17 protein-coding genes are annotated in these 20,199 nt (G+C 70.5%); 5 read left to right on the plus strand and 12 right to left on the minus strand.

Annotated features, from left to right (window positions below; all coding sequences use genetic code 11):
• Window positions 1-129 precede the first annotated feature (129 nt).
• The 3 genes from helR to FREUN1FDRAFT_RS24375 all read right to left on the minus strand — a co-directional run bounded on the left by helR (window position 130) and on the right by FREUN1FDRAFT_RS24375 (window position 4,668).
• Window positions 130-2,313 (minus strand): RNA polymerase recycling motor ATPase HelR, encoded by a 2,184-nt coding sequence (gene helR / locus FREUN1FDRAFT_RS24365; protein WP_006542893.1) that lies wholly within the window; start codon window positions 2,311-2,313, stop codon window positions 130-132.
• 246 nt (window positions 2,314-2,559) lie between these two features.
• Complete coding sequence (locus tag FREUN1FDRAFT_RS24370) at window positions 2,560-3,819, minus strand: Fic family protein (protein ID WP_006542894.1); 1,260 nt, start codon at window positions 3,817-3,819, stop codon at window positions 2,560-2,562.
• A gap of 249 nt (window positions 3,820-4,068) precedes the next feature.
• On the minus strand, window positions 4,069-4,668 hold the full coding sequence (locus FREUN1FDRAFT_RS24375) for a hypothetical protein (RefSeq protein WP_006542895.1): 600 nt from the start codon (window positions 4,666-4,668) through the stop codon (window positions 4,069-4,071).
• 9 nt (window positions 4,669-4,677) lie between these two features.
• Between FREUN1FDRAFT_RS24375 and FREUN1FDRAFT_RS47485 the strand changes: the two genes are divergently transcribed.
• A complete protein-coding gene (locus FREUN1FDRAFT_RS47485; RefSeq protein ID WP_255348232.1) occupies window positions 4,678-4,812 on the plus strand; it encodes a hypothetical protein in 135 nt (44 codons plus the stop codon).
• An 88-nt stretch (window positions 4,813-4,900) separates the two neighbouring features.
• Here the strand turns inward: FREUN1FDRAFT_RS47485 and FREUN1FDRAFT_RS24380 are convergent, their stop codons facing one another.
• Complete coding sequence (locus tag FREUN1FDRAFT_RS24380) at window positions 4,901-5,512, minus strand: TetR/AcrR family transcriptional regulator (protein WP_035953333.1); 612 nt, start codon at window positions 5,510-5,512, stop codon at window positions 4,901-4,903.
• Window positions 5,513-5,580: 68 nt separating this feature from the next.
• On the opposite strand from FREUN1FDRAFT_RS24380, the gene FREUN1FDRAFT_RS24385 reads away from it, so the two are divergent.
• A complete protein-coding gene (locus FREUN1FDRAFT_RS24385) occupies window positions 5,581-7,209 on the plus strand; it encodes an MFS transporter (RefSeq protein WP_006542897.1) in 1,629 nt (542 codons plus the stop codon).
• Window positions 7,210-7,243: 34 nt separating this feature from the next.
• On the opposite strand, the gene FREUN1FDRAFT_RS24390 is transcribed toward FREUN1FDRAFT_RS24385, so the two are convergent.
• On the minus strand, window positions 7,244-7,894 hold the full coding sequence (locus FREUN1FDRAFT_RS24390; RefSeq protein WP_006542898.1) for a TetR/AcrR family transcriptional regulator: 651 nt from the start codon (window positions 7,892-7,894) through the stop codon (window positions 7,244-7,246).
• A 30-nt stretch (window positions 7,895-7,924) separates the two neighbouring features.
• Between FREUN1FDRAFT_RS24390 and FREUN1FDRAFT_RS41895 the strand changes: the two genes are divergently transcribed.
• Entirely contained in the window at window positions 7,925-8,398 is a 474-nt protein-coding gene (locus FREUN1FDRAFT_RS41895) for a heme-binding protein (RefSeq protein WP_083828799.1), read from the plus strand.
• A gap of 182 nt (window positions 8,399-8,580) precedes the next feature.
• Here the strand turns inward: FREUN1FDRAFT_RS41895 and FREUN1FDRAFT_RS47490 are convergent, their stop codons facing one another.
• From FREUN1FDRAFT_RS47490 to FREUN1FDRAFT_RS24415, 4 genes are all read right to left on the minus strand, one after another.
• Window positions 8,581-8,943 (minus strand): DUF6454 family protein, encoded by a 363-nt coding sequence (locus tag FREUN1FDRAFT_RS47490; protein ID WP_369809820.1) that lies wholly within the window; start codon window positions 8,941-8,943, stop codon window positions 8,581-8,583.
• Window positions 8,944-8,989: 46 nt separating this feature from the next.
• The gene (locus FREUN1FDRAFT_RS24405) at window positions 8,990-10,954 is read right to left on the minus strand and encodes a long-chain fatty acid--CoA ligase (RefSeq protein WP_006542901.1); all 1,965 of its coding nucleotides are present in this window, start codon (window positions 10,952-10,954) and stop codon (window positions 8,990-8,992) included.
• A 50-nt stretch (window positions 10,955-11,004) separates the two neighbouring features.
• Window positions 11,005-12,240: a cytochrome P450 gene (locus FREUN1FDRAFT_RS24410; protein WP_006542902.1), complete on the minus strand. Its 1,236-nt coding sequence runs from the start codon at window positions 12,238-12,240 to the stop codon at window positions 11,005-11,007.
• Window positions 12,241-12,413: 173 nt separating this feature from the next.
• Complete coding sequence (locus FREUN1FDRAFT_RS24415) at window positions 12,414-13,586, minus strand: amidohydrolase family protein (protein ID WP_006542903.1); 1,173 nt, start codon at window positions 13,584-13,586, stop codon at window positions 12,414-12,416.
• A 136-nt stretch (window positions 13,587-13,722) separates the two neighbouring features.
• Between FREUN1FDRAFT_RS24415 and FREUN1FDRAFT_RS24420 the strand changes: the two genes are divergently transcribed.
• Window positions 13,723-14,481: a GntR family transcriptional regulator gene (locus tag FREUN1FDRAFT_RS24420; RefSeq protein WP_006542904.1), complete on the plus strand. Its 759-nt coding sequence runs from the start codon at window positions 13,723-13,725 to the stop codon at window positions 14,479-14,481.
• 214 nt (window positions 14,482-14,695) lie between these two features.
• Here the strand turns inward: FREUN1FDRAFT_RS24420 and FREUN1FDRAFT_RS24425 are convergent, their stop codons facing one another.
• Together FREUN1FDRAFT_RS24425 and FREUN1FDRAFT_RS24430 are read right to left on the minus strand one after the other, a co-directional pair.
• Window positions 14,696-16,651 carry a M13 family metallopeptidase gene (locus tag FREUN1FDRAFT_RS24425; RefSeq protein ID WP_006542905.1) on the minus strand — a complete coding sequence of 652 codons (1,956 nt, stop codon included), beginning with the start codon at window positions 16,649-16,651 and terminating at the stop codon, window positions 14,696-14,698.
• Between the two features lie 123 nt (window positions 16,652-16,774).
• Window positions 16,775-17,995 carry an ABC transporter substrate-binding protein gene (locus FREUN1FDRAFT_RS24430; protein ID WP_006542906.1) on the minus strand — a complete coding sequence of 407 codons (1,221 nt, stop codon included), beginning with the start codon at window positions 17,993-17,995 and terminating at the stop codon, window positions 16,775-16,777.
• Window positions 17,996-18,763: 768 nt separating this feature from the next.
• Here FREUN1FDRAFT_RS24430 and FREUN1FDRAFT_RS24435 point away from each other — a divergent pair.
• Window positions 18,764-19,198: a PH domain-containing protein gene (locus tag FREUN1FDRAFT_RS24435; RefSeq protein ID WP_232295383.1), complete on the plus strand. Its 435-nt coding sequence runs from the start codon at window positions 18,764-18,766 to the stop codon at window positions 19,196-19,198.
• Window positions 19,199-19,246: 48 nt separating this feature from the next.
• On the opposite strand, the gene FREUN1FDRAFT_RS24440 is transcribed toward FREUN1FDRAFT_RS24435, so the two are convergent.
• On the minus strand, window positions 19,247-20,199 hold a 953-nt coding region (locus FREUN1FDRAFT_RS24440; RefSeq protein WP_006542908.1), incomplete at its 5' end, for an ABC transporter permease.

Genomic DNA, 20,199 nt, shown 5'->3' on the forward strand with positions numbered 1-20,199 from the left:
TCGTTCGCTTTGGCGCGATCATCCACCGGCTCAGTGTGCACCGCGGGTTAGCAGCTGGCGGTCTCCCTGCGCGGGTGGTGGTCAGCCAGGCTCGGCGAGGAGACGGCCCGTCGCCTCGCCGCTCCGGCGTCAGGGGCTGGTGAGGATGACGAGCTGCTGGGTGGCGCGGGTCATCGCGACATAACGGTCGACGGCTCCTTCGATGCCGTCGCCGAAGGCCTTCGGGTCGACGAGGACGACCAGGTCGAACTCGAGCCCCTTCGACAGCTCCGGTGGCAGCGACCGCACCCGCGACGTCGCCGCGAACGTGGGATCGCCGATGACGCAGGCGGTCCCGTCGGCGTTCGCGGCAAGCCAGGTGTCGAGCACCGAGCCCAGCTCGGACGTCGACCCGTACACGACGGGGAGGCCGCTGCTGCGGATCGAGGTCGGCACGTTGGCGTCCGGCAGCGCCGCGCGGATGACCGGCTCGGCCGCGGCCATGACCTCCTCGGGGGTGCGGTAGTTGACGGTCAGCGACGCCAGCGTGATCCGGTCGAAGCCGACCCGCCCGATCCGTTCCTGCCACGACTCGGTGAAACCGTGCCGGGCCTGGGCGCGGTCCCCGACGACGGTGAAGCTGCGGGACGGGCAGCGTGCCAGCAGCATCTGCCACTGTGCGTCGGTCAGCTCCTGGGCCTCGTCCACGATGATGTGCGCGAACGGGCCGGCGAGCAGGTCCGGGTCGGCGCTCGGCAGCGCGGCGGAGTCGACGAGGGTGTCCCGAAGGTCCTGCCCGCGCAGCATCGTCATCGCGCCCTCGCCGTCGTCGTCGGCCGCGAGGAGGTTGTCGATGACCCTGGTCATGCGCTCCTGTTCGGCCGCGGTCGCGGCGGACTGCCGGCGTCGGCGGCGGGCTTCGGCCGGGTCACCGAGGCGGCGGCGGGCCGCGTCGAGGTACGGCAGGTCGGAGACGGTCCAGGACCGGCCTCGCGGGCGCTGGAGCCGGCGGATTTCGTCCGGGCTCAGCCACGGCGCGCATCTGCGCAGGTAGGCGGGCACCGACCACAGGTCCGCGACCAGGTCGGCCGCCTCAAGCAGCGGCCAGGCGTTGTTCAGGGCCGTGAGCAGCTCCCGGTTGCGCAGCAGCGACCGGCGGACCAGACCGGCCGTGGCCTCGCCGCGGTCGCCGCCGTCGGAATCCATCCCGGCGGCGTCGATGTGCTTGTCCAGCAGGATCGTGAGCAGCTCCGCCAGGACCCGGTCACGTGCCTCGTTGTGCGGGGTGCCGGGCTCCGGCGCGTCGAAGGCCTCGGCCCAGTCGTCGGGGCCGAGCCACAGCTCCGACCAGCCGGTCGTGATCGTCATGCCCTGGGTGGGGGGCTCCTCGTAGAACCGGACGGCCGCCTCGATCGCCCCCACCAGGTCCGCCGACGACTTCAGCCGGGCCACCTCCGGGTCGGCCTCGACCACCGCCGCCGCACCTTCGATGACCAGGTCGCGCACGGTGCAGGTCTGCACGCCCTCCTCGCCGAGGCTCGGCAGGACGTCCGCGACGTAGGCCAGGTACGGCTGGTGCGGGCCGACCACCAGCACGCCACCCCGGCGGGCACCGACCCGGGCGTCGGAGTAGAGCAGATAGGCGGTGCGGTGCAGCGCGACGACGGTCTTGCCGGTGCCCGGGCCGCCGTCGACGACCAGCGCGCCGTCGGACCCCGCCCGGATGATGGCGTCCTGGTCGGCCTGGATGGTGCCGAGCACGTCGCGCATGCGGGACGTCCGGCTGCTGCCGAGGCTGGCGATGAACGCGGACTGGTCGTCGAGCGCCGCGTGCCCGTCGAAGACGTCGTCGGTGAAGATCTCGTCCCAGTAGTCGCTGATCCGGCCGCGGGTCCAGCGGTAGCGGCGGCGGCTGGTCAGGCCCATCGGGTTGGCGTGGGTCGCGCCGAAGAACGGCTCGGCCGCGGGGGAGCGCCAGTCGAGCAGCAGCCGGCGCCCCGCGCTGTCGGTGAGGCCGAGCCGCCCGACATACAGCGGTTCGGGCTCGTCCGGGTGGACCATGCGGCCGAGGCACAGGTCCAGACCGAAGCGGCGCAGGGCGCGCAGGCGGGTGCTCAGCCGGTAGATCTCGATGTCCCGATCCATCGCCGCCTGACCGAGACCGCCGGGAGCCAGCCGCTCGGCGTCGAGGCGGCGGACCAGGTCGGCGATCGACTGCTCCAGGCTCGCCGCGATGGCCGCCAGGTGCCGCTCGTCGTCGGCGATCAGCTCCGACGCGGCCTTGGCGGCGAGATGGTCGGGAAGACCGAACGCGTTCGTCGTCACCGGATTCACGCGAGCGGCTCCGAACCGAGGTGGATGTCCACCCCGCGTGGCTCGTTCGTCGACAGCGACACGTGCATATCGCGACCCTCGTTTCCGCAGTTCCGGCTTCGGTCCGCGATTCTGCGGTACAACCTGGGTCTTGCGGCAAGCCCCCTGGCATGCTATAGCTTAAAAATGGCAGCAGGATGCTGCTCCGGCCCGAATCCGCTCTGCTGACCGAGACTGCTCTGCTCACCGAATCCGTCCCGCTGACGGTTACGGGGCGCCGCGGCGGCCGGCGCGGGCGGCGAACGAGTCCAGCGCGCTGAGAACCTCGGACGACTGCCACATCCGGTTGCGGGTGAAGCCGGTGAACTCGGTGATGATTCCGGCCTCCGCGAGTGGCGCGATCACTCGCTGGGCGTTCTGTCGAGTGATCCCCAGCTCGGCCGCCACGGCCTGGGCGTCGACGACGGGCTGGCGCAGAAGCAGGTCCGCGAGCTGCCACGCCCGGGCGTCGCGCCGGATTTTCAGCCGATTCTCCCAACCGGCGCGGATCGCCCGCAGCTCGCTCGCCAGCTGGCGCCCGTTCGTGATCGCGGTGACCGACGCGGTCGCGAACCTTTCGACGATCGGGGCCACGTCGCCGTCACGGTAGGCGTCGAGGGCGTCGAAGTAGGCGGTGGTGTCGGTGAGCAGGCCGGCCGAGACCGGCACCGTGACGTTCCGGGTCAGGCCATGGCGACGCAGCATCGCGTGGACGAGCGCGCGGCCAGTTCGGCCGTTCCCGTCGGGGAACGGGTGGATCGTCTCGAACTGGGCGTGCGCGACGGCGGCCTGGCTCAGGACCGGAATATCGGCCCTGTTCGCGAAGCGCAGGAGATCCGCCATCAGGGCTGGGACGTGGCAGTGGTGCGGGGGTATGAAGGACGCCCCATGGGGCCCGTAGGAGTCGCCGCCGATCCAGACCTGCTCCTCGCGCCACCGGCCGCCGATGCCCGGCGCATGGCCCGCCATCAGCGCGGCGTGCATCGCGAGGACGGCGGATTCGTCCAGACGGTCGGCGAGGTCGAGGGCCGCCCGCATCGCGGCGACGTTGCCGACGATCTCGGCCGCGTTGCGTTTCTCGGTGCTGCCGAGCTCGGCGAGGGCGATCGCCTTGGCTCCCGAGGTGAGGTTCTCGATCCTGGAGGACGAGGCGGACTCGGAGCGGAGCAGCACGGAGGCGAACGGCGCGACCTCCGCGCCGAGCTCCGCGTCGAAGCGGGCGATCTCGGCCGAGGCGTCGTCCGCCATCGACGCCACGTGGCTGGGTAGAGCCGGAGCCCGGCCGGCGATCATCGGCACGACGGCGGCTCGATACGGACCCTGGTGGCGTGCGCGCATCCGGGTGGAGACCAGATCATCCGGGATCTTCGAGACCCAGTCGTGCTCCTCCCAGCCCAGGGCCGGCCAGCCGGTGCCGGTACCCGTGGCCGCGCCCGTGCCGACCTGGGTATCGACGGCCGGCTGGCCGCCCGACTGACCTGAAACCATGGTCGAATCTTAGCTTCAGTAATGCTGTACCTGAAACTATGGGGTGGGGTCCCGGGTGACGCCGAGCGCCGGGGGCTTTCCGGGTCGCCAGGTGGTCGACGTAGCCGGTCAGCCAACGGTCGCGGGCCCGCACATAGTTGACCATGGAAATAGCACGTAGATCATCAGTGATTCAGCACGCGTTTCGGGGCCCACCAAACGCCTCCGCGGCGTCGCGTAGACCACGGATCGCAGACCCGGGGGATCGGCTCAGCTGGTGGCGGCGTGGGTGGTGCCGATCAGGGCGAGTGCCCCGGTGCCGCTGTCGTGGACGTCGACCTCGCCGATGCCGCCGTGCACGGCGGCGCGGGCGACGGCGGGCCCGACCCGCACCGGCCGCAGGTAGCGGACGTGCATATGCGCCAGCGGCCGGTTGTCGGGGTCGGCGGAGCGCGCGGCCTCCTCGACGGTCGCGGTGAGCAGGCCGCCCTGGATCGCCTTCGTCCCGTTGACCACATAGGGGGCCACGGGCATCATGGCCTCGCCCGGCGCGGTGCGCTCGCAGCCGACCCGCCGCGCGAAGGGCTCGTCCAGGGGTGCCTGCCCGGCCTGGTACCTGGCCAGCGCCTTCGCGATGCTGGGCATCGTCTTCGTCGGGTCGGGTGCGGCCATGAACGTGCCGTGGCCGAAACCGACCCGTGCCCCCGCCGCCGTGGTGATGTCCATCCGGGCGACGACCACCGACGACCCGGCGCGGGCGATGCGCGCGGCGGTGCGCAGTGAGGTGGCGCCGTCGATCCCGTCGAACAGGTGGACGTCCAGTTCGAGGGTGACCACCAGCCGTGGTTCGAGGGCCTGGATGGCGAGCATGCCGAGTGGGTGTCGACCCAGGTGGCCGCGATCGAGATCATCGGCCGGCGGCTGCCGGACGCCCACATCGTCGGGAGAACCGCGACGGTTCCGGGCAGCTCGCCGTCCACGATCTGGCCCAGGCCGAGCCCGACCTCGGCGTAGGCCGGCAGCCGTCTGCGTGTTTCCTGGGGACTGGTCACGCGTCCGAATATGGCACGGATGGCCAGTTCCGTGTCCCGTGCGGTGACCGTCATCGCCGACCGGGGTGCGGGGAGCGCAGTGCCGCGTGTAGTCCCGGGGAGAGGTACCGGACTAATTCATCGGCGGGCATGCTCGCGATGGGTTCGAGCCGGAGGATGTAGCGGCTGAAGATGGTGCCGGCCACCTGCGCGGTGAACGCGGCCGCCCGTTGCGGGGCATCGGCGCCGCCCAGGTGGTCGGCGACCCGGCCGACGATCTCGCGTTCCAGCACCTCCCGGAAGAGCCGGGCCAGCTCGGGCTCCTGCACCAGCGCCACCGCCATGACCGCCAGCTGGCCGCCGAGGTCGGGATCGTCCCAGGTGGTGAGGATCGTGCGCAGCACCCGCTCCGGCATGGTGGCCCGGTCACCCTGCAGCGCGCTGGAAAGCAGCTCGGGCGGGTTGGCGAGCAGGCCGAGCGCCGCGCCGAACAGGCCCTTCTTGGAGCCGAAGAAGTAGCTGATCAGGGCGACGTCCACCTCGGCCTCGGCGGCGATCGCACGCAGCGAGACCGAGCGGTACCCCTGGTCGAGGAAACGGCGGCGGGCGACCTCGAGGATCGCGGCGCGGGTGTCCGGGCTGCCGGGCCGTCGGCCGCGGCTGCCCGCGGCGGGTTTATTCATCACCGTTGAAATCATGGGACGCGGTGCCGCAGGTTGGCAACGTCAGCATCTCCCCACCGGAGGTCACGATGACCATCCTCAGTGCGGCCCAGGAGCCGCCGACCGACCCGCAGGGCGGTACCAGCGGCAGAGGCACCGTCGGTTCCAGCGATGCCAGCAGCCACGGGGGCGGCGCCACCACCAGTCGCGCCACTCTTCCAGTGATCATGCTCGCGCTCGCCACGGTCGTCGCCGCCGTCGCATCCCTCAACGTGGCGCTCCCGTCGATCGCCCGTGACACCCACGCCACCCAGACCCAGCTGTCATGGATCATCGACGCCTACGCCCTGCCGTTCGCTGCCCTGCTGCTGCTCGGCGGGGCCGTCGGTGACCGGTACGGACGCCGCCGAGCCCTGATCGCCGGCCTCGCGATCTTCGGCGCCGGCTCGGTGGCGGCGCTGACGGTGAGCACCCCCGGCTGGCTGATCGCCCTGCGCGCCGTGCTCGGCGCCGGTGCCGCCCTGGTGATGCCGGCGACCCTGTCGACCATCACCGCGACGTTCCCCGCGGACCAGCGTCCGCGTGCCGTCGGGGCCTGGACGGGCGTCGCCGGGGCGAGCGCCCTGCTGGGAGTGCTCACCTCCGGCCTGCTCCTGGAGTTCTGGTCGTGGCGTTCCGTCTTCGGGCTGAACGTCGCGCTCGCCGTGCTCGCCCTGGCCGCCACGCTGCAGGTGATCCCCGAGTCGGCCGACCCGTCCGCCCCGCGGCTGGACCTGTTCGGCGCGCTGCTGACGGCGATCGGCCTCGGCGTCGCGGTCTACTCGGTGATCGAGGCGCCGACCAGGGGATGGACCAGCCCCTGGACGCTCGGCGGCATCACGGCCGGGCTCGCGGTGCTGGCCGGGTTCGTGGCCTGGGAGCTCCGGGCCCGCAGTCCGCTTCTCGACCCGCGCCTGTTCGGCCATCGAGCCTTCGCCGCCGGGACGCTGTCGATCACCGTGCAGTTCTTCGGCTTCTTCGGCTTCATCTTCCTGGTCCTGCAGTATCTGCAGCTCGTCCGAGGCGACAGCGCGCTGCGCGCGGCCCTGAGCCTGCTGCCGATGTCCCTGGCGATCATGTCTGGTGCCCGTGGGATGGCGCCCCGGCTGGCTCCCCGGGTGGGCGCGCGACCGGTGATCATCCTCGGGCTTGTCCTGGTCACCACCGGCCTGCTGGTGATCTCGCGGCTGGACGGCACGAGTGCCTACTGGTCGCTGCTCGCCGGCCTGCTGCCGCTCGGCGCCGGTATGGGCCTGGCCATGACCCCGGCGACGACCGCGATCACCGAGGCGCTGCCGGCCGCGAAGCAGGGTGTCGGCTCGGCGGTGAACGACCTGGCCCGCGAGCTGGGCGGCGCGCTCGGCATCGCCGTGCTCGGCAGCGTCATGCAGTCGACCTACCGCGACCGGCTGCAGCCGGCCGGTCTGCCGGAGCAGGCCGTCGAACAGGCCCGCTCCTCGCTGGCGGTCGCCTCCCGGCTGGGACCTGAGGTGGCGCGCCAGGCGCAGAGCGCGTTCGTCGACGGCATGCAGCTCGCGCTGACCTGCGCTGCCGTCGCGGCCGCGGTCGCCGCCCTCGCCGTGACGGCCCTGCTGCGCCGCGACCGGGCCGCGGCCGCCGTCCCGCATCCGGCGTCGCCGCCTGCCCCGGCCGGCCGCCCGATGGACCTGGAGTCATGACCGGACCATGGCTTCACTAAGGGGCTAGCTGAAACTAAGCGTCGGATGAAGGTTCGGATGCCGTCTGCGGCGTGAGGCCGACGAGCTTGGCGAGGAAGCGGTCGACCTGCTCGGCGATGGGTGGCCAGGGCAGGTCGGGCTCGTTGATCCGCAGCGAGAGCATGCCGATGACGGCGGCCCGGAGATCGAGCGCGACCACGAGTGGGTCGCCGGGCGGGGCGGCCCCGGCGTCCATGCAGTCCTGTACGGCAGCGGTGGCGTGCGCGAGGAGCACTTCCTTGAACGGCATACCGGGCCGCCGGCCGACCTTGCTTTCGTGCATCACCTTGTAGAGACCGGGATGCTGCTGCGCCCAGGCCGCCTGGGTCAGCAGGCGCACACGCAGTCTGGACGCGGGATCAGTGTGCCCTGCCATGGCATCGCCGACAGTTCTGACGATTTGCTCGTGGCAGCGCTGCATGGCGGTCAGGACAAGCGAATCCCGATCCGGAAAGTACAGGTAAACGGAATTCGGAGAGATCGACAGTGTGCGCGCCACCGCACGCAGGGAGAGCGCCTCGTCGTCGGCGAGCTCGTCGAGCATCCGCAGGGCAGCCGAAACGATCTCCTCGCGCAGTAGCTCACCCTGGCCCCGTGCGTTCGGGCGGCGAGGGCCGGCTGGAGCCGCGGCTGCGTCGCTGTCCATGGCCCACTCATCGTACTGACGCGTGCTTGCATGGCGGGCGTTCATCTCAGTACAGTCGTCGATGCAAGGACGACTGTTCACCTAGCTGGGAGCTCAAATGCCGCTGACACTCCAGGAAGCTCAGCGCGTGATCGCCGGTGCCCAGGAGCGGGCGACCAGACTGGGAGCGCGGTCACGGTTGCTGTCGTCGACGAAGGCGGTCACCTGCAGGCCCTCGGCCGGATGGATGGCGCACCCCCGCTCTCGGTCCAGATCGCCGAGACCAAGGCGGCCACCGTCGCCCTTTTCCGCCGCGACGGCGCATCCCTGCGGCAGATGCAGGAGGCGTGGCCCGCCTTCTTCGCCCAGATCGACCAGGCGGCCCGCAGGCCGATCCTGGCCGGTGCGGGTTCGGTACTCATTCGGCAGACGGACGCCGTCCTGGGTGCCGTCGCCGTCAGCGGTGGCCTGCCCCAGCAGGACGACGAATGCGCCGAGGCCGGGCTGGCTGTTCTCACATCCTGACCCAATCCCCGCCGGCGTCCGGCGCCGGTGGCATCGATGGGCGGGCACGCGGTCGACGTCGAGGCAGCCATCGCGGCCATCGCGGCCATCGCGGCCGCCGCTGGTCGTCCCGCGTCGCGGCCCGAAGCCGGGGAAGGGCCTGCGTATGCCGGCCACAGCCCCGGGCTTCGGAACTGCCTGTCTCAGGCGACGGGCGACTCGAACACGATCAGCTCCGTGCCGGCGACCTCCTCGCCGTCGTCCGGCGCGGTGAACAGACGCAGCGTGTTACCCATCCGCTCCAGGGCAACGGGGTTGCGGGTGACGACATGGCCGGCCGAGGAGAACTTCGGGAACGGGATCTCGTGCAGGTTCGCGTTGTCCGACAGGTCGCGCAGCGCGATCCCGCCCAGCTCGTAGCTGCCGCCGGTCGCGGTCGCAAGGCCCGTGACCCCGCCGCAGATCTGCTTGCCGGAGCCGGCGTAGTCGCAGTCCTGGTAGTCGAGCAGATGGTCCTCGTTCGCCTGCCGGGTCAGCTGGCGGCCGTTCGCCGCCCAGGCGTACAGGGTGCGGTGGCGGACGGACGTCCGGAAGAGGGAGTGTCCCCGCCTCTCAGGTGACGGGAACGTTCGGTGGGGCTGCGAACATCGCGGCGATGTCCGCGGCGTACTTGGCGGCTATCTGGGCGCGCCGCAGCTTCGCGGTCGGCGTGAGCTCGTCGGAGTCCGGCAGCCAGTCGGTCGCCAGCACGCGGAAACGGCGGACCTTCTCCGGCCGGACCAGGGTCTCGTTCGCCGCGCCGATCTGCCGGGCCAGCTCGGCGACCAGGTCCGGATGCGCGGCAAGCTCGGCCGGGCCGGCCGCGCCGGCCGGGTCAGCCGGGTCGCGGCCCACGCCGCCCCGTTCGGCAGCCCAGCTCGCGGCGGCCTGTGCGTCCAGGATGACCAGTGCCCCCAGGCCCGGCTGGCCGTCGCCGACGACGCAGACCTGCCCGACGAGCGGCTGCGCCGCGAGAGCGATCTCGACAGCCACCGGTGACACGTTCTCCCCGCCGGCGGTGATGAGAAGCTCTTTCTTACGGCCTCGGAGGACGACATGGCCGTCATCGAGGGAGGCGAGGTCGCCGGTGCGGATCCAGCCATCCCGATCGACCGCGGCGCTGGTCTGCGCGGGGTCGTCGAGGTAGCCGCGGAACGCGGCCCCGGAGCGGAACAGCAGCTCACCGTCGTCGTCGAGGCGTACCTCGACACCCGGCATGGGCCGGCCGACGGTGCCGGGCCGGTACGCGAACGGGTCGACGGTGAGCAGGCCGGTCGACTCGGACAGGCCATAGCCTTCGAACATCGGCACGCCCAGGCCGATCCAGCTGGCCAGCAGCGCCGGGTTCGCCGGCGCGGCGCCGATCGCGCCCGTCCACAGGTCACCGAGGCCGAGGCGGGCACGCAGCTCCCGGGCGGCCGGTCGTAACCGTGCGTACTCGCCGGCCAGCTCGCCGGGGATCGCCTCGCCCGCGAACTCGTGCAGCGCGACCCGCTGGCCGAGCTCCAGCGCGCGCCGGTACCGATCCGCCAGCGCCGGGTCACCGAGGGAGTCGACCCAGGCCCGCAGCTCACCCAGGAACCGTTCCCACAGGTAGGGCGGGGCGAAGAACAGCTGTGGCGGACGGTCCGGGAGTACCGACGCGACGTCGGCCGGGTTGGGGCAGACGACATCCTCCAGGCCGGCGTAGACGTGGCAGTACTGGGCGTAGAAGCGGGTCGCGATGTGGGCGAGCGGCAGGTAGCTGATCCAGCGGGCACCGGTCAGGTCACGGTCGAGCCGGCGGCGGTAGCTCTCGCACTGCCACAGCACCGCCCGCTGGTCGAGCAGCACGCCTTTGGGGAGCCCGGTCGTCCCGGAGGTGTAGATGACGGTGGCGAGATCCTCGGGCCGGGCCAGCGCCGCCCGCCCGGCGAGGTTCACCGGCTCGGCTTCGAGCAGGTCCGCCCAGCTCAGCACGCCGTCGGGCAGCACACCGTCGCCCAGCACGCCACCGGGTAGCGGGGCTTCGGCCGGAGTGCCGCTGGCCGGCGTGCCGCCGGCCGGGTCGCCGGCGCCGGGGCGCAGCACGATGACGTGCCGCAGCCCCGGCAACGCGTGGCGGACGGCCAGGACCCGGTCGAGGAGCACGCGATCCGCCACGACGACGACGCTCGCGCCCGCGTGCGCGACGAGGTGGCGGATCCGCTCGGGCGGCGACGAGTTGTAGATCGAGATCGGGCATCCGCCGAGCAGGAGCACGGCCGAGTCCAGCACGTGGAACTCGGGGCCCGGGTGGGTCAGGAGCACCGCCCGGTCACCGCGGCCGAACCCGAGCCGTTCCAGCGCTCCCGCGATCCGGGCGACCTGCGCCCCGTACTCCCGCCACGACCAGGCCCGCCAGGTGTCCTCGTCCCGCCAGTGCACGCTGGCCTCGTCGGGCCGTGTCCGGCACTGCCGCGCGAGCAGTCCGGGCACGGTGAGGCCGGCGACCGCGGCCTGGATGTCCGCCGCCTCGGCCGCCGCCTGAGCCCCCGTCTCCGCTGACCCGTCGGCCATCGTCGACCTGTCCGACCTGTCCTCCGCCGCCGACCTGTTCAACGTCGTGGCTACGAGTCCGCCGGGAAGACCCGGGGGCCGGGGCGGAAGGTGATCGGCACCGACAGCGGTGCCCGGTTGAAGGTCGAGTGGTAGTGGACGTCCGCGCCTGGCTGCAGTCGGATGTCATGCAGCCGGCGGACGATCTCCTCGTACGCGATGCGCAGGTTCATCCGGGCGAGGTTGGAGCCGGCGCAGCGGTGCGGGCCGGCGCCGAACGCGATGTGCCGGTTCTGCTCCCGGGCGACGTCGAACTCGTCGGGGTTGGCGAACTCGCCCTCATCCCGGTTGGCGGACGCCCAGTAGATGAGTACCTGCTCACCTGCCTTGATCTGCCTGCCGCCGAGCTCGGTGTCGTGCCGGGCGGTGCGGCCGATGCAGATGAAGGACCCGTCGAGGCGCAGGAGCTCCTCCATCGCCTTGGGGATCAGCTCCGGCTGCTCGCGCAGCAGCGCCGGGATCTCCGGGTGCGCGCAGAAGCGCAGCAGCGAGGCGCCGAGCACGCCCGCGGTCGTCTCCAGGCCGCCGAGAATGAGCAGGTGGATGGTGCCGATCGCCTCCTCGATGGTGATCGGCCGGCCGTCGATCTCCGCGTTCATCACCGCGTCCACGACGTCGTCGCGCGGGCCGGACCGCCGCCGTTCCTCGAGGAAGTCCTTGATCCAGAGGGCCAGTTTGCCGTGCGACTCGCGGGACTCCGGCAGGTGCGGTGACGAGGCGAGCGTCGCCAGCCGGTTGACCTCCTCGAGGTCCTCGGCGGGTGCGTGCAGGGCCAGGTCGAAGAACGCCATGCCGGGCAGCGGCCGGGCGAAGGCCTCCATGAACTCGCATTCACCGGCCTCGATGAATCCGTCGATGAGACGGTTCACGAGATCGCGGGTCGCTGATTCCCAGGCGGCGACGGTCGCCGGGCGGAAGTGAATGTTGATCAGTTTCTTGAAGGTGCGCTGCAGCGGCGGGTCGATCGTGACCGGGAGGACCTTTCGCTGCTCATCCTGACGCGGCACCGTGATACCCAGCTCGGAGCTGAAGGTCTGCCAGTCCTGGGCGACCTTCAGAACGTCCTCGTAGGCGGTCGCGACCCAGAATCCTCCGTACTGATCGCTGTGGGCGACCGGGCACTTCGAACGGGCCAGCGCTAACGCGGGATGCAGATCGCGGGCGAGCTCCGGGGAGAGGTGATCGAAATGCTGCTCGACCCACTCCGCGTCAATGGCCCCCGTGGTGGGGGTCGTCGTATCGGTCATTTCCTTGGCTCCTGTGCGCCCGATTGGTCGGTTCGCTCAGGATAACAATAAGTTAGTGTTCGTTTATCCCTTGGGGCCCTGAGCTGGGACGATCCGGCGCTGGGACGTCGGGCGGGTGGCCGGGCCACTGCTTGTTCCAGGGGGTCCCGGCCGCCCAATCCGTCGACGAGTCGTCAGATCCGGTAGAGCTTGGCGGCGTTTCCGCCCATGACCTTCTCCTGCGTCTCCGGGCGCAGGGTCAGAATCTTCTCGCTGACCAGACCGATGGGGTCCGGGTGCAGGCAGGTCGGGTGCGGGAAGTCCGTCTCGAACATGATGGTGTCCTCGCCGACCTGGTCGATGAGGTGCTGCAGGTCGCCGCGGCCGGTCTCGAACCAGAACGTGGCGTACCAGTTGTCACGGAAGTACTCCGACGGCAGCTTGTTCAGCTTCTCCGCGTGCTTGGGGGCGTTCTCCTCAAGCTCGTAGTCCATCGCCTCGAGCATGAAGGGGATCCAGCCGATGCCGCTCTCGACGGAGACCATCTTCAGGTCGGGGTGCCGGTCGAACATGCCCGAGTAGGCGCTGTTGAGCAGCACCCGGGAGTTGTTCTGGAACAGCGAGGCGCCGCCGATGGCCGGCTTGACGTAGGTGTCCTGGCTGGGCCAGTAGGTGGTGCCGAAGTAGGACAGCGAGGTCTGGCTGGCGCCGATGTGGAAGTGCACCGGCAGGCGCAGCCCGGCGCAGACCTCCCAGAACGGGTCCCAGTCGGGGTGGCCGAGGTCGGGGGAGCCCGAGTCCTGCGGGTCGGCGGTCATGTTGACCCCGCGGTAGCCCAGCGCGGCGCAGCGCTCGGCCTCGCGGACGCAGGCCGCGATGTCCCACGCCGGCATGATCGGCATGGGGAGCAGCCGGTCGCCGGACTCGGCCTGCACCTCGGCCATCGCGTCGTTGTACAGCTCGACGCAGAGCCGGAGAAGTACCTCGTCCTTGACCGAGTTGCGCAGGTTCTGGCCGCCGATGCCGATGGCGTTCGGGTAGAGGACCTGGGCCTGGATGCCGAGCTCGTCCATCAGGGCCAGGCGCGTCTTCGGGTCCCACGCCGCGGGGTGCACGTCCTTGATGCCCCACGAGCCGCCCTGGGAGTCGCGGAACGCGTGCTTCTTCCCGTCGTGGTCGACAGTGCCGCCCGAGCCCGCCTTGCCGAACGTCTTGCCCTCGATGACCCACATGTCCATACCGTCGATCTTCTCGACGTGGGGGACCCGGTCCTCGTACCCCTTCGGCGCGCGCTCGGTGAACAGGTCGTGCCGTTCGGTCATGTGGGCGTCGGCGTCCACCACGCGCAGACCAGCCAGTCCCGCCATTCAGGGCCTCCTTGGGTCGGTGCGGCCGTGGCCGCGCTCACGCGTACATGAGTGTACGTTCACTCTGTACCAGTGGCAATCTACAATTTTGGATACTTAATTGACGTTTGCCGCTCGTGGTGGTCACGATGGTCAGGTGGTTGTCCCAGCCGCGCTGCGGCGCACCAGAACAAGCGCCGCGGTCGTCGAGTACGTGCAGCGGGAGATCTTCGCGGGCAGTCTCCGGCACGGCGACCGGATCGACGTCGAACGGATCGGCACGGCGCTCGGGGTGAGCCCCACCCCGGTCCGCGAGGCACTCGTGCTGCTCGAGCGGGATGGGCTGATCGCCACCCGGATGCACCGGGTGGCGATCGTGGCGCACTTCGACGCCGGCACGCTGCGCGCGGACTTCCACGTCCTTGGCGTGCTGAGCGGGGTCGCGGCGGCGCGGGTCGCGAAGGACCGCGACCCGCAGGTGCTCGCCCGGCTCCAGGACCTCCTCCAGGCGCTGGCCGGCAGTGCGTCTGCCGGCAGTGCGTCTGCCGGCAGCGCGTCTGCCGGCAGCGCGTCCGCCGACGGCCGGGCCGAGGCAGGGGTGACCGGCACCCGTACGAAGGATCTCGTCGCCGAGATCGTCCAGCTGCAGCATGATGCGGGTGCGACCCCACGCCTGCTCGCCGAGCTGCAGGGCGTGGGCGGCTTCCTCTCCTGGGCCGCGCGGGAGAGCGACCGGCGCACACCCGAGGAGGTCGTCGAGGCTCAGCGGCGTGTCGTCGACGCCATCGTCGCCGGTCACTCGCAGGCGGCGGCGCGGGCCCGGCTCGCCGACGCCCGCGCGGCGGCCGAGGAGGTCATCGGCGAGCTGGTCCGCCGTGGCGTGCTGCGCGCGGACGGGACGAATGCCGCCGGTTGAGACCGGGGCCGCCCGCCGCACGGAAGCCCACCGAGGATCCCGTACCGCCGCGCAGCGTCAACAACCCATTAGAGGGCAAAAGGGGCGCGGAATCACCTGGCAATCCGCAAGAAGTCCGCAAGAAGTGAGGATTTTGGTCGTTCCGACGACCAAAATCCTCCACTCTTGTTCGGTAGCAACGCCAGTCGAGGCGGCGGGGCTCGGATTCGCCCAGCTACCAGATGCGGACCCGGTCGTCCGGGTCGAGCCACAGGCCGTCGCCGGGGGCGGTGCCGAAGACCTCGTGGAACTCGTCGAGGTTGCGCACGATGTTGGCCCGCAGCTCCGGCGGGCTGTGAGGGTCGGTGGCGAGGTACTGGCGCTCGAGCTCGAGGCGGCGCTTGGTGCGCCACACGTAGGCCCAGTTCATGAACAGCCGCCGCCGGTCGTCCCGGGACGCCTCACCGCCGGTGGAGATGATGTACGCGGTGTGCGCGATGGTCAGGCCACCGAGGTCACCGATGTTCTCGCCCACGGTGAGCGCACCGTTCACCTTCTCCCCGGGGAGGTTGCGCGGCTCGAGCGCGTTGTACTGCTCGACCAGCGTCTTGGACTTCACCTCGAAGGCGGCCTTGTCGGCCGGGGTCCACCAGTCGTTGAGGTTGCCGGCGCCGTCGTACTGCGCACCCTGGTCGTCGAAGCCGTGGCCGACCTCGTGCCCGATGACCGCGCCGATGCCGCCGTAGTTCTCGGCCGGGTGGGCGTCCGGGCTGAAGAACGGCTTCTGCAGGATCCCGGCAGGGAAGCAGATCTCGTTGGTGCCCGGGTTGTAGTAGGCGTTGACCGTCTGCGGGAGCATGAACCACTCGTCCCGGTCGACCGGCGAGCCGATCTTGGCAAGCTCCCGGTCCGTCTCGAACGCGGCGGCGGCCTGCGCGTTGCCGACCAGGTCGTCCCGGCGCACCTGCAGGGCCGAGTAGTCCCGGAACCGGTCGGGGTAGCCGATCTTCGGCCGGAACGTCTCGAGCTTCTCGTAGGCGCGCTGCTTGGTCTCCTCGGTCATCCAGTCCAGCCGGGAGATCGACTCGCGGTAGGCCGCGAGCAGGTTCGCGACGAGGTTGTCCATCTGCGCCTTGGCCTGCGGCGGGAAGTGGCGGGCGACGTACTCCCGGCCGACGGCCTCACCGATCGCGGTCTCGACGAACGACACCCCGCGCTTCCAACGCGCCCGCGGCTCGGGCGCGCCGCTGAGAGTGCGGCCGTAGAAGTCGAAGTTCGTCTGGACGAACGGTTCGGAAAGGTACGGTGCGGCCGCGCGCAGCACCCGGCTCGCCAGCCACTCGCGCCAGACCTCGACCGGAGTGTCGCTCAGCACGATCGACAGGTGCTCGAAGAACGACGGCTGCCGCACGCACGCCTCGGCGAGCGTGGCGTGCGGGCCGGTCAGCTGACCGCCCAGCGCGGTGACGTAGGCGTCCCAGTCGAAGCTGGGGCACAGCGCCGCCAGCTCGGCGGTGGTCATGAGGTTGTAGGTCTTCTGGACGTCGCGGGTCTCGGCCCGCTCCCAGTGGCCCTTCGCGAGCAGGGTCTCCAGGGCGAGGATCCGCTGCGCGGCCTCCTCGTGGTCGGGCAGCTGCGCGAGCTCGAACATGCGGGCCAGGTAGGCGGCGTACTTCTCGCGGATCTCGGCGAACCGGTCGTCGCGGTAGTACGACTCGTCGGGCAGGCCGAGGCCGCCCTGCCGCAGATGGAACAGGTAGCGGTCCGAGTTGCGGTCGTCGGTGTCGACGTAGGAGCCGAACAGCCCGTTGCCGCCGATCCGCTCGAAGCCGCCGAGGAAGGCGGCGAGGCCCTGGACGTCACCCAGCGCCCCGGCGGCGTCCAGCAGCGGACGTACCGGGTCGAGGCCGAGCGCCTGGACCGCGTCGAAGTCCAGGAAGGAGTTGTAGAGGTCGGCGATCTTCCGCGTCTCCTCGCCCTGGGCGGCGGGGTCCTGGGCGGCGAGGTCGGTGATGATGTCGCGGACCTGCTGCTCGGCGGCATCGGCGAGCTGTACGAACGGGCCCCAGCTCGAACGGTCCGAAGGGATCTCCGCCTCGACGAGCCATCGGCCGTTCACATGGCCGAAGAGGTCGTCCTGCGGTCGGACGTCGAGGTCCATGCCCTCAAGGGCGTCGTCGAGGATGCTCACAACACCGAAGTCTGGCGCCCAACCCGGGTTCAGGGAAGGAGCCCACGGCGAATCCGTTCTGGGTGAACATCGGTCGGCCGGTCCGCCGGCGCCCTGATCGGCGCCCCTGATCGGTGGCCCTGATCAGGGGCTGATCGCGCTGCCACACAGATCCGGCTCGACCACGAGGAACCCGTTGCCGGCCGCGTTGGCCTGCACGAAGGAGTAGCACGTGGTCGGCCGGAGCGCGTCGGTGCGGAAGCTGATCGGGCTGATCAGGCCGCCGGCGTCGTAGCTGTTCACCGCGCGCAGCCGACCGATGAAGCCCTGGCGGTTCGGGCAGGCCCCGGCCAGGCGCAGGCCCTCCAGGTAGATGTCGGTGGCGATGTAGGCGAGCACCGAGGCGTCGTTCTCGGGATGGGTGACCTGCGGTGCGTACCGCGTCATCGCATCGAGGTAGGCCTGGGTCGCCTGGCCGCCGAGCTCCAACGGCCGGTAAACCAGCGGCATGGTGATTCCCGCCGCCTGCGCCCCGAAGTTCTGCAGCAGCTCCCGGCCGTAGCCGTTGGTCGAAAGGACCACCTTCGGCGCGCGACTGGCCTGCCGCAGCAGGTTGAGGACGCCGATGAGATTCTCCGGGGAAATGAGGCTGATAATCGTGTCGGCCTTTGCCGAGATGACTCTTTTGGCAACCGCGGTCGGCGTGTCGACACCCGAGGTGAAGTTGACGACGTCGACCACGCGAACGCCGGCGGCCTTCATGCTGGCCTCGTATTTCTGCCCGGTCTCGGTCATGCCCGCCGACAGTGCGGGCTGCAGGATCATCGCACGGGTACCGCCCTGGGAACTCACAAACCGCCCCTGTGTGTCGACGGCGGCGCCGGTCACATAGGTGAAGGCGAACATGTTCGGCATCGTCGACCAGACCGGCTCGTTGGCCAGGCCGGTCACGGGAACTCCCTGGCCGGCCAGGTAGGCCGCGCTCGCCGAGGCCGCCACCGACAGTTCGACCAGCCCGAAGACCCGCTGGCGCTCGACGAGTTCGCGGGCACCGAGGTCGTTTCCGGTTGCCGAGCCCTTGTCGTCGCGCCACTGGTAGACGACCTTGCGGCCGTTCACCCCGCCGGCCGCGTTCACCGCGCCGAGGCGGGCCTCGACCCCGGCCAGTGAGTTCGTGAAGCCCTCCGCGGCCGGCCCGGAGTCCGGGACCAGCACGCCGAGACTGATCTGGTCGTCGGTCACACCGGGCGCCGTGCAGCCGACGGCCGCGCTTGCCTCGGGCGACGAGCATCCGGCGAGCAGGCTCGCCGTTCCGAGGATGACCGCGCAGAGCGCAGCGCACAGCGTCCGACGGCGGGAGAGCATCAGGCCCCCTGGCTGGTGGTCTCGAAAGAAAAGTGGGATCGGGTCGTGTCGCCGTACGTCAGGCGCGCCGTAAACCTGGCATCCCGATCACCTGTGAGCTCTCCCCTGGAGCGGAGTTCGCGGCTGTGATCCATCCACCGGACTCCGCAGGCTGAACACTTTCGCGGCAACAATATCAAGATCGACTACCCTGGTGAGTGCGGGTTGCCGTCGTTGGGAAATGTGTTCTCGCCATGGCTTTGAGCTGTCGACCTCGTCGACGGAAATTCTCCTTCGATTCACCGTCGAGCCACCTGGCGGAGCTACCCCCGGACCGCCCGGCGGTGAGCGGTGCGCTATCCGCCGGGCCGCGGTTTCTCGCCGTGGGGCCTCGGCGGCTCGTCACCCGCGGGTGGCTGACTCCAAACCGCCGAGCCGGAGGAGATGAGTGATCATCGCCGGCTTCGGTGGTGATGTCAATGTCGCTGGCACGACATTGTCGCCGCCGGGTCGGCGGTGCCGCGGTTCAATACCGGTTCCCATGGCGGGCTGGCAGTTCGGACGATTGTCCGGAGCGCGATTGGTGTCACGCCGACCCGGCGCTGTGCCGGCTTCGCCCGCGGTCCTTGAACCGGATCTCCTCCGGGGTGGTCAGCGGCGCCCGAAATGTGCGATCATGTGGCAAAGTGTGGAGACGGGGGCGAGCTCTGCGTGCGTAATTACCGATTTCTGGCGGCGAATGAGCAGGCAATTGTCCGGATTAGACTGCACTGGGTGGTTCTTGCTCGGGTGGTGCTCGAGACGGTCGCGGTCCTCGTGGGCGTCGTGGCACTCAACATCTATGCCGCGGCCCATGGCCGGGGTGGCGGCATTCTGATCACGCTGCTGTGGTGGGGTGCACTCGCCGCTGTCCTGCGGTTGCTGTGGCGCATGCTCACCTGGTACTGCACGATCCTGCTGGTCACGAACTCGCGGTTTGTCAAGGTGTCCGGCATCATTTCCCTCAAGGTGCAGAGCATTCCGATGTCGAAGATCACGGACCTCTCGTACACCCTCGATCCCAACGGTCGGGTGCTCGGCTACGGCACGTTCGCCCTGGAGACCGAGGGGGACCACAAGAGCGAGCTGGAGAAGCTTGAGTACGTGCCCCAGCCCGACCAGTTCTACCTGCTGTTCTGCAACAGCATTTTCGGTGGCGCACCGGAGCCCACCACCGGCGACTAGCCGCGGGCGATCAGCCGCGGCAGGCGTCGGATGGTGGGCTCCGGCGGGTCAATCGGAGCGCAGCGCCGTCGCGGTCCTGCTTCCCGCCGCCCACCCGGCGGGTGCCAGCGCTCCCGCGACGGCGATGACGAGGCCGCCGGCGAGCAGGCCGAGCTGTTCCGGCAGGCGCAGGACGTCCAGATAGCGGGCCGGGACGCTGGTGCCGCCGGTGGCACCCATCCTGGGCACGACGAAGTGGTGCAGGGCGATCCCGGTGGGTACGCCGACGAACCCGGCCAGCAGCCCGATGCCGGCCACCGAGGTCACGATCACCACCATGGTCTGGCGCGGCGTCATTCCCAGCGCCTTGAGGATGCCGAAGTCCCGCACCCGGCGTCGGACATCCAGCACGACCGTGTCGAGGACGCCGAGCACCGCCACGGCCGCGATCATCAGGGTCAGCATTGTGATCAGCGATTTCATGATGATGATCGTGCTGCCGGGCGCGGGATCGTTCGTCCGGCCCATCGCACCGGCCGCCTCGAGGTCCGGCCGCAGCCGCGCCAGGTACTGCACGGCGTCCGTGCCGGTCCTGAGATCGACGTCGAACCTGCTTGGAGCCAGGCTGAGTCCGAGGCTCGCGAGCGAGCCCATGTCGGTCCTCAGGTCGATGGTGTCGGCATTGAGGTCGAAGAACTCGCCGACGATCCGGAGTGTGATCGTGTGGCCGTCGTCGTCGAGGGTGACCGTCCCTCCGACCTCGGTGTTCGCCGCGCGCAGGAACCGGGTGTCGACGACGGCCTCGCCGGGTCCACCGAACCACCTGCCGGAGATCATCGGAAGGCTCGCCCAGGAGGCGTCGCCGTCGTACGCGGTGACCCGAAGCGGGCCGGCGATCGCCGCCGCGGACAGTTCGATCTCGCCGGTTCCGTAGAAGTGCTCCGTGCCCTGTGCGGCGGCGATCGCGGCTGCCGCCGCCCGTGGGTCCGGCTCCTGCGCCGGGCCGCCGCCGACCGGGCCGC

Origin of the sequence: Parafrankia sp. EUN1f, from assembly GCF_000177675.1 — a bacterium.
In the GTDB taxonomy this organism is placed as follows: domain Bacteria; phylum Actinomycetota; class Actinomycetes; order Frankiales; family Frankiaceae; genus Parafrankia.